The sequence below is a fragment of the Streptomyces phaeochromogenes genome, assembly GCF_001418655.1.
GTDB classification, from domain to species: Bacteria; Actinomycetota; Actinomycetes; order Streptomycetales; family Streptomycetaceae; genus Streptomyces; species Streptomyces phaeochromogenes.
Genome location: NZ_LIQZ01000041.1, coordinates 23,461 through 31,904, shown reverse-complemented (window position 1 = coordinate 31,904; position 8,444 = coordinate 23,461). Strand labels below are relative to the sequence as shown.

At 71.1% G+C, this 8,444-nt stretch carries 7 protein-coding genes; all 7 read right to left on the bottom strand.

What is annotated here, in order from left to right; genetic code table 11:
* Positions 1-846 (bottom strand): sugar phosphate isomerase/epimerase family protein (locus tag AOK17_RS06345; RefSeq protein ID WP_055611322.1); only part of this gene is annotated, 846 nt, incomplete at its 3' end.
* A 216-nt stretch (positions 847-1,062) separates the two neighbouring features.
* Complete coding sequence (locus AOK17_RS06340) at positions 1,063-1,950, bottom strand: sugar phosphate isomerase/epimerase family protein (RefSeq protein WP_055611321.1); 888 nt, start codon at positions 1,948-1,950, stop codon at positions 1,063-1,065.
* Positions 1,947-2,894, bottom strand: coding sequence for an NAD(P)-dependent oxidoreductase (locus tag AOK17_RS06335; protein WP_055611320.1), 948 nt, complete (start codon positions 2,892-2,894; stop codon positions 1,947-1,949). Before AOK17_RS06335 ends, AOK17_RS06340 begins: the two co-directional genes overlap by 4 nt.
* A gap of 4 nt (positions 2,895-2,898) precedes the next feature.
* Complete coding sequence (locus AOK17_RS06330; protein WP_055611319.1) at positions 2,899-4,116, bottom strand: Gfo/Idh/MocA family protein; 1,218 nt, start codon at positions 4,114-4,116, stop codon at positions 2,899-2,901.
* Entirely contained in the window at positions 4,113-4,913 is an 801-nt protein-coding gene (locus tag AOK17_RS06325) for an HpcH/HpaI aldolase family protein (RefSeq protein WP_055611318.1), read from the bottom strand. The genes AOK17_RS06330 and AOK17_RS06325 overlap by 4 nt, the downstream gene beginning before the upstream one ends.
* Entirely contained in the window at positions 4,910-6,886 is a 1,977-nt protein-coding gene (iolD, locus tag AOK17_RS06320) for a 3D-(3,5/4)-trihydroxycyclohexane-1,2-dione acylhydrolase (decyclizing) (protein WP_055611317.1), read from the bottom strand. The genes AOK17_RS06325 and iolD overlap by 4 nt, the downstream gene beginning before the upstream one ends.
* 97 nt (positions 6,887-6,983) lie before the next feature.
* The gene (locus AOK17_RS06315) at positions 6,984-8,426 is read right to left on the bottom strand and encodes an aldehyde dehydrogenase family protein (protein ID WP_055611316.1); all 1,443 of its coding nucleotides are present in this window, start codon (positions 8,424-8,426) and stop codon (positions 6,984-6,986) included.
* Between the last annotated feature and the right edge of the window lie 18 nt (positions 8,427-8,444).

The following is an 8,444-nucleotide window of genomic DNA, read 5'->3' as shown; positions in this document are numbered from 1 at the left end:
CTTCAGTACCGCCGCGGCGGTGCGGTACGCCACTTCGGCGGCCTCGCCCACCGGAAGCGCGCGATGCGCGTCGGAGAGGATCTCCACCCCCCATGGACCGGCCCAGCCGGCCGTGCGGAGCGCGGAGATGATCCCCGTCAGGTCGAAGGAGCCCTCGCCACAGGGACGTCGGCGCCGGACGGTGTCCTCGAAGAGGGTGCCGATCACCTCGCTGTCCGCGTCGTTGAGCTCCACGCCCACGATGCGCGTGGCAGGTACGGACGCCAGATCGGCCGGTGGCGTGTGGGCGCGTTCGGTGTGCCAGACGTCGATGATCAGGCCGCCGGCCGGGTGGCCGGCGGCCTCGACGAGCCGGAGTCCGTCGTGCACGGTCTTGAGGTTGCTCCAGGGCAGGAACTCGATCCCTAGCCGCGCGCCCACACCGTCGGCCTGAGCCGCCAGGGTGGCGAACTCCTCGGCCCAGAGGTCGAGTTCCCACGGTCGGTCCTCGACGTCCGGTCCGATCTTGAGGTGGCGCGCGCCGAGTGCCTCGGCGGCCCGCAGGAGTTCCAGGCGGACGGCGTCCGACGCGGCACGCGGGGCTCCGTCGGCCCACCAGTCGGTCAGCAGCTCCAGTTCGATGTGGACGAGCCCGTTGTCCTCGAAGAGGGACCGGATGCCGGGCAGTCCGTACGCACGCTCGGCCTCGACCAGGTCCGCGTTCAACAGGCCGAAGCCCTTGTACCCGGCGGAGCCGGCCGCTTCCACCCGTTCCCGCAGCGTCAGTGGGCTGCGCCGGTCGGGCCGCCCGGGTGCGGTATCGCCCGCGGTGGTCCAGCAGGTGGCCAGAAGGTCTTCAGTGGTCATACCTGTTTCCTCTTCTTAACTGTTTCAGAGAACCCGTCCGGACCTCCATCAGGACCATTCCTCTACGAGGCCATTCCGATGATTCTCGTCCGCGTCAATACGGCGAACGGGAGATAAATCCGAGCCGCATGGCATCCGCCCGACTCCCGTTTGATTCAACTGACTCGGCTGATTCGAATCCGAAAAGTCAAATCCCGGAAACCCATCAAAAACACATCACTGATGTGCGTCGCCCAGCACCGAGCGCAGGTGTTCCGCGCTCGCCCATACGTCGTCCAGGGGCCCTCGTCCCACGGGCTCCTCGGTGAGGATGGTGTCCTGCTCCAGGACGTACCAGCCGTCGTAGCCGCGGGCCCCGAGGTGGGTCACGATGGCCCGGACGTCCACGTCACCGGCGCCGAGCGGCCGGTACATGCCCTCCCGGACGGCCTCCGTGTAGGTGAGACGGCCCGACTGGACCTTGGCGGCGAGGGCGGCGTTCACGTCCTTCATGTGGGTGTGGGCGATCCGCTCGGGTGCCTGCCGGGTGAGCTCGGCGGGGTCGGTGCCGCCGATGAGCAGATGGCCGGTGTCCAGGCAGAGGGAGATCGCGGAGTGCTCCAGCACGCGCTGGACCTCGTCGCCGTTCTCGATCATCGTGCCGACGTGCGGGTGCAGCACGGCCCGCACACCGCGTTCCGCGGCCAGCCCGGACAGCCGGTCCAGGTTGGAAAGGAGCAACTTCCAGCCGTCGGCGTCGAGTTCGGGCCGGGAGTCGTAGCCGTCCTGCCCCGTGATGGCCGACAGGACCAGGACGTCGGCCTTGGACGCGGCGTAGCTCTCCAGCAGCGTCTCGACCTCGGGCAGCGGATCGTGCCCGGGCACGTGCAGCAGGAGCGGGGTGAAGCCGCCGACGGCCTGGAGGTCGTGGTGGTCGAGGACCTGCGCCATGGCCTGGGGCTCGCCGGGCAGGAAACCCTCGGGCCCGATCTCGGTGGCGGCGAGACCGACCTCGCGCATCTCCTTCAGGACGCGCTCGGGCGTCAACTGGTAGCCCCAGCCGGGTACTTCGCACACGCCCCACGAGATGGGTGCTCCGGCGATCCGGTCCGCTCGAGTGTTCATGCCGTGGCCTTTCGGTGGTTCCAGTCGGGGTTGGCGACCGCCGCCGGCGGACGGCCTGCGAGCACGTCCGCGACACCGCGGGCGGCGTCGATGAAGGTCAGGGCCATGGCCCTGTTCGTCATGCCCATCAGATGCGGGGTGAGCACGACATCGGGGTGGTCGAACAGCGGGTGGTGTACGGCCGGTTCGGGATCGAAGACGTCCAGTCCCACACCGGACAGCCTGCCGAGTTCCAGCGCGATCAGGGTGGCGTCCGGGTCGAGCAGACCGCCCCTTCCGCAGTTGACGAGGACCGTCCCGGGCTTCACCCGGGACAGCAGTTCCTCGCCCACCAGGTGGTGCGTGCTCTCGGTGAGCGGGACGTGCAGTGTCAGTACGTCGCTCATCTCGGCCAGTTCACCGAGATCGGCGCAGGCCACGTCGGGCGGAGGCGGGCTGTACGGGTCGTACGCCACGATCCGCATCCCGAAGGCCGAGGCGAGTTCACCGACCCGGCAGCCGATGCGGCCGTAGCCGACGATGCCCATGGTGGCGCCGTCGAGGTCGCCGACGGGCAGGGCGTTCCGCTCGGCCCAGCGGCACTCGCGCACCAGGTCGGTGAGCGGGCGCAGCCGTTTGGTGAGGTGCAGGGTCATGGCGAGGACACCCTCGGCCACGGCCCGCGTGCCGCTGTGCGGGGTGATGACCACGGGGATGCCCCGGACGGTCGCCGCGGCCACGTCGACGAGGTCCACACCGACTCCGGTGCGGGCGATGACGCGCAGCCGCGGGGCTCGTACGAGGAAGTCCTCGTCGACGATCCGGTCGGCGCGGACGATGGCGCCTTCCGCGACCGCGAGGTCTTCGGGTGTGGGGTGGGTGACGAAGGTGACCCGGTCGCCGAGGATGCCCCCGACGGCGTCCGGGTCGACCGGGCCGAGGGCCACTACGACATGCCCGTCCACGCGATCAGCTCCGTACCTGGTGGCCGAAGGTCGCCCCGGCGACGTCCGGCACCGGCTCCCAGGTGCCGCTCCCGGCGGAGGCGGCGGCAGCGGAGATCACCTCGGCGACGGCGTGCGCGTCGTCGATCGTGGAGTTGTGGTGCTCGATTCCGGCGACGGCGGCGAGGAACTTCTTCGCCTCGACGACCTTCAGGTCGTCGTAGCCCATGCTGTTGCCGGGGCCGGGCTGGAACCTGGCGTAGTCGCCCATGTGGCCGTTGCCGAGCACGGTGGTGTAGCCCTGGTTCGGGCCGCTGCGGTCCAGGGCGACGCGCAGCTCGTTCATGCGCTCGAAGTTCCAGGTGAGCGAGCCGTCGGTGCCGTAGATCTCGAAGCCGATGCCGCACTGCGGGCCGACGATGGTGCGGGAGGCCTCCAGTGTGCCGACGGCGTCACCGTGGAAGCGGACGAGGGCGGCGGCGTAGTCGTCGTTCTCGACCTGTGCCATCTCGCCGTCCTCGATGACGGCGAAGTGCGTGCCCGAGCCCATCGGGAGGATCGGGCGCTCGGTGTAGACGGTGCTGGTGAGCGCGGAGACCTCGCTGATCGGGGCGACGACATAGCTGACCAGGTCCACGACGTGGCTCATCAGGTCGCCCAGCGCGCCGTGTCCGGCCAGGTCCCGCTTGAAGCGCCAGGACAGGGCGCCCTTGGGTTCGGAGGCGTAGCCGGAAAAGAAGGTGGCCCGCACGTTGGTGATACGGCCCAGGCGACCCTCGGCGATCAACTCGCGGGCCCGCTCCACGGCGGGGGCGTGCCGGTAGTTGTAGCCGATGGAGGTGACGACTCCGGCCGCGCGGGCCGCTGCGGCGACCTCGGCGGTCTCCTCCGCTCCGCGTCCGACGGGCTTCTCGATCCAGAACGGCTTGCCCGCCTTGGCGGCGGCGATGCCTATCTCGTGGTGGAGGACGTTCGGCGCGCAGATCGACACGACCTCGACGTCCGGGTCGTCCAGTACGGCGCGGTAGTCGGTGCCGGCCTTCTCGTAGCCGAGCACGTCACGGGCGTAGGCCGCGCGGTCCTCGGCCGTGTCCGCCGCGTGGACGAGCCGGGGCTTGAGTCCCAGCTCGGGGTAGACGGAGGGCAGTGCCTGGTAGGCGCGGCTGTGGAGTTTGCCCATCCAGCCGACGCTGATCAGTCCGACGCCGATCTCGCGCGCGGCTCCCGAGGGGGCTGTGGTCATGACTGTGTCTCCTGGTGGTCCCGGGGCTGCGGCCGGGCTTCGCCGAGCGCGGCGGACAGAGCGGCTGCGAGCAGGGTCGAGTCGGATCCGATGGCGATGAACGTCCAGCCGTCGGCGCGTTTGGCGGCGGCAGCCGCGCCGTCGGGTACGAGCAGTCCGCACGCCTTGCCGTGTGCGGCGGCGGCCTTGCGTACGCGTTCCAGGGCCTCGCGGTAGACCGGCGCCGTGAAGTCGCCCGGCACGCCCAGGTCGTGGCTGAGGTCGCGGGGGCCGACGAACAGCACGTCGACGCCGTCCAGGGCCGCGATCGTCTCGACCTCCGCCAGGGCGCTCGCCGACTCGATCTGGACCACTCCGAGGATCTCGCCCTCCCGGTCCAGGGCGGCGGAGTCGAGCCCGAAGCGACAGGCCCGGTTGTACGTGGCCACGCCCCGGTCCCCCGCGGGCGGGTACCGCAAGTGCCTTAGCGCTTCCCTGACTTCGGCCGCCGTGTCGAGGCGCGGCAGCATGACCCCGGCGACGCCCAGATCGAGTACGCGGCCGATGCGGATGCGGGCCGCTGACTCGACGCGTACGACGGTCGGAACTCCGTAGGAAGCAGCCACCGGGAGGGTCGTGCGGGCCTGTTCCTCTCCCCCGGCGCCGTGTTCGAGGTCGAGGAGCAGCCAGTCGGCGCCCGCTGCGGCGCACACCTCGGCCGCGACCGGGGAGGCCATCCCGACGAAGGTGCCCAGGGTGAGCTCTCCCGCGGCGAGTCGGGCGCGCAGCCGGCCGTGGTCCAGCGGTGAGCGGTTCATCCGTACCACCTCTGGAACGTCAGGCCCTCTTCGTACTCGCGGCGCAGCTGGGCGACCGCCTCCTGCTCGGACACCTCGGCGGGCGCCACGTCCCACCACACGCCCGAGCCGGGCAGGTCCGCGTGCGGGACGACGGGTACGACGAGGACGACGGGGCCCGGGTGGTCGCGGGTCTCGGCCAGTGCGGCGCGCACCTCGGCGGCGGTGGTGGCGCGGATCGCGCGGGCGCCGAGTCCCGTGGCGGTCGTGACGAGGTCGACCTTGAGGTAGTCGCCCTCCAGGCGGGCCGGCTTGGTGTCACCGTCGGCCTCCGCCAGCTGCAGACCGCCCTCGCGGTAGCGGAACTCGTTGCCGAACTCCCTTCCGCTGCGGGCCATTTGGAGCCGGTGGATGACCTGGTACCCGTGGTTCTCCGGGATCACGATGGTGAGCGGGAGCTTCTCCTGGGCCGCGGTGACCAGTTCGGTCGGCGCCATCAGGAACGTGCCGTCGCCCAGCAGGGAGAGCACCCGGCGTGCCGGGTCGGGGATCGCGAACCGTACGCCGATCGCCGCGGGCAGCTCGTAGCCCATGCAGGAGAAGCCGAACTCCAGGTGGGCGCGGCGGCCTTCGGTGGCGTCCCACACCTTCTGCAGGTCGCCGGGCGGGCCACCGGCGGCGGCGATGATGGTGTCGCCGTCCTGTGCGTGCTCCTGGAGCAGACCGATCAGCTGGCCCTGGGTGAGCACCGCGTCGGTGTCGCCTACGACGTCCGAGTCGTCCGGCTCGGCCGAGAGGTCGAAGGGCGTGTCCGGGTCGAGGGCCGCGGCGCGCTGGGCCCACCATGTCTCGTGCAGGGCACGCGCCTTGTCCTGCCAGGCCGGGGAGGTGGTGGTGCCGCTTTCCCGGACCGCCTCCGTCAGTGCGGCGAGGGCCCGCTTGGCATCGGCCACGATCCCGGTGGCGCCCAGGCGGCTCACGTCGTGCACGTTGACGTTGACGGCGGCGAACCGTACGTCCGGGTTCTGGAAGATCGACTGCGAGGCCGTGGAGAAGTCCGTCAGGCGCGAGCCCACGGTCAGCACGAAGTCGGCTTCCCGGGCCAGGGTGTTGACGGCCGGGGTGCCCTCCAGGCCGATGCCGCCCAGCTGCCACCAGGCCCGGCGCTGGACCGCACCCTTGCCCGCGAACGTCTCCGCCACGGGAATCCCCGCCGCGTCGGCCAGCGCCTCCAGCTCCTCGGTGGCACCGGAGTACACGACGCCGCCACCGGCGATGATCAGCGGCTTCTCCGCCTCGGCGAGCAGCCGCGCCACCGCGGCGACCTCGTCGGCGTCCGCCGCGGGCCGCCGGATCGGCCAGTCGCGCTCGGCGAAGAACTCCGCCGGGTAGTCGTACGCGTGGGACTGGATGTCCTGCGGGAGGGAGACGACGACCGCGCCGGTGTCCACGTCGGTGAGGGCGCGCATCGCCGCAGGCAGCGCGGTGAGCAGCTGCTCGGGCCGGGTGATGCGGTCGAAGAACCGGGAGACGGGCCGGAAGGCGTCGTTGACGGAGGTGTCGGCCTCGACGGGGTGCTGCAACTGCTGGAGTACGGGCCCCTGGTGGCGGGTCGCGTAGGTGTCGCCGGGCAGCAGCAGGACGGGCAGCCGGTTGACGGTCGCGAGGCCGGCGCCGGTGATCATGTTGAGGGCGCCCGGGCCGATGGAGGCGGTGACCGCCAGGGTGGCATGCCGGGTGGACGCCTTGGCGTAGGCCGTCGCGATGTGGACGAGCGCCTGCTCGTTCCGGCCCTGGACGAAGGGGAGTTCGTCGCTGAGCTGGTCCAGCGCCTGGCCGAGGCCGGCCACGTTGCCGTGGCCGAAGATGCCCAGGGCGGCGGGTATCAGACGGCGTCGCTCGCCGTCGGCCACCGAGTACTGGCGGGAGAGATAGGTGACGAGTGCCTGGGCCACCGTGAGGCGCACGGTGCGCCGGGTCGTCGGGTCAGTCATGGTCGGGCTCCTGTTGGGGAGATGCCCACGGCTCTCGGGCGGCGTGGATGTTCAGAAAGTCCGGAAAGGGAAGGGATTTGGAGGGCCGCGCACGCACTCACCAGGGACGGCCGTGCAGCACGATGGTCTTCACCTCGGTCATCTCGCCGACGGCCGCGCGCGGGCCTTCCTTGCCGTAGCCGCTGCCCTTCAGGCCGCCGTACGGCATCAGGTCGGCGCGCCACAGCGGTGTCCAGTTGATGTGCACCGAGCCCGCGTCGATCTCCCGTACGGCCCGGATCGCGCCGGCCACGTCGGAGGTGAACACGCCCGCCCCCAGGCCGTACGCCGTGCCGTTGGCCTGGGCGATCGCGGACTCCCAGTCCGCGGCCGAGCTGACGGCGACGGCGGGTCCGAACAACTCCTGCTGGCTGAACGGGGAGTCGGGGTCTACGTCGGTCACGACGGCGGGGTTCACGACGGCCCCGTCGCGCTCGCCGCCGGTCAAAATCTGGGCTCCGTCGGTGGCGGCCTGGGCGATGGCCCGCTCCACGCGCTCCGCCTCGGCGGTCGTGATCAGCGTGCCCATCGTCGTCTCGGAGGACGACGGGTCGCCGGTCCGGATGGCCTTGACCTTGGGGACGAGAGCGTCGAGGAAGTCGGAGGTGACCGAGGGGTGGGTGATGACCCGCTGGACGGAGATGCACACCTGCCCGGCGTTCACATAACCGCCCAACGCGACCGCGCTCGCGGCGAGTTCGAGGTCGGCGTCCGGCAGGACCACGACCGGGCAGGAGGCGCCCAGTTCGAGGGAGAGCTTCTTCACCCCGGCGACCCGCGCGATGTGCTCGCCGGTGGCGGTGGAACCCGTGAAGGAGATCTTCCGGACGCGGGGGTCCGTGACGAGCAGGTCCCCCAGCACGCCGCCGGATCCGACGAGCACCGAGAGCACGCCCTCGGGAATCCCGGCGTCGACGAAGCACGAGGCTAGTTCCAGCGCGGTCAGCGGGGTCGAGGTGGCCGGCTTCAGGACGACGGCGTTGCCCGCCGCGAGAGCCGGTGCCAGTTTGTGCAGGACGAGCAGGGCGGGGTAGTTGAACGGCGTGATGGCCACCACGACACCGCAGGGCTGGCGCAGGGTGAAGCCGACCTTGTCGAAGCCGGTGCCACGGTTCGCGTCCAGGGGCAGCGTCTCGCCGTAGAGCTGGGTCCCCTCGAAAGCGGCGAGGCGGATGAGGTCGCCGGAGCGTGATGCCTCGCCGGTGGCCTCGGTGATGGTCTTGCCCGACTCCGCGCTGATGGTCCGCGCGATCCTGCCGGCCCGTTCGTCGGCCAGTTCGGCGGCTCGTAGCAGGATGGTCATCCGCTCGTGGGCGGGTGTGCGCCGCCATATCGCGGCACCCCGTACCGCCGCGGCCAGGGCCACGTCGACGTCCTCGGGGCCGGCGAGTGCCACGGTGCCGACGGGCGAACCGTCGAAGGGGGACATGACTTCCCGCGTCAGTCCCGGCCCTGTCGACGCTTGCCACCGGCTTCCGATGAGCAGCTCCGTCGGTGCCATCGCGTTCTCCCTTCAGAC

Coding starts and splice junctions, on each gene's coding strand:
- AOK17_RS06340 (WP_055611321.1), bottom strand. CDS start 1,950: ATGAACACTCGAGCGGACCGGATCGCCGGAGCACCCATCTCGTGGGGC.
- AOK17_RS06330 (WP_055611319.1), bottom strand. CDS start 4,116: ATGACCACAGCCCCCTCGGGAGCCGCGCGCGAGATCGGCGTCGGACTG.
- AOK17_RS06325 (WP_055611318.1), bottom strand. CDS start 4,913: ATGAACCGCTCACCGCTGGACCACGGCCGGCTGCGCGCCCGACTCGCC.
- iolD (WP_055611317.1), bottom strand. CDS start 6,886: ATGACTGACCCGACGACCCGGCGCACCGTGCGCCTCACGGTGGCCCAG.
- AOK17_RS06315 (WP_055611316.1), bottom strand. CDS start 8,426: ATGGCACCGACGGAGCTGCTCATCGGAAGCCGGTGGCAAGCGTCGACA.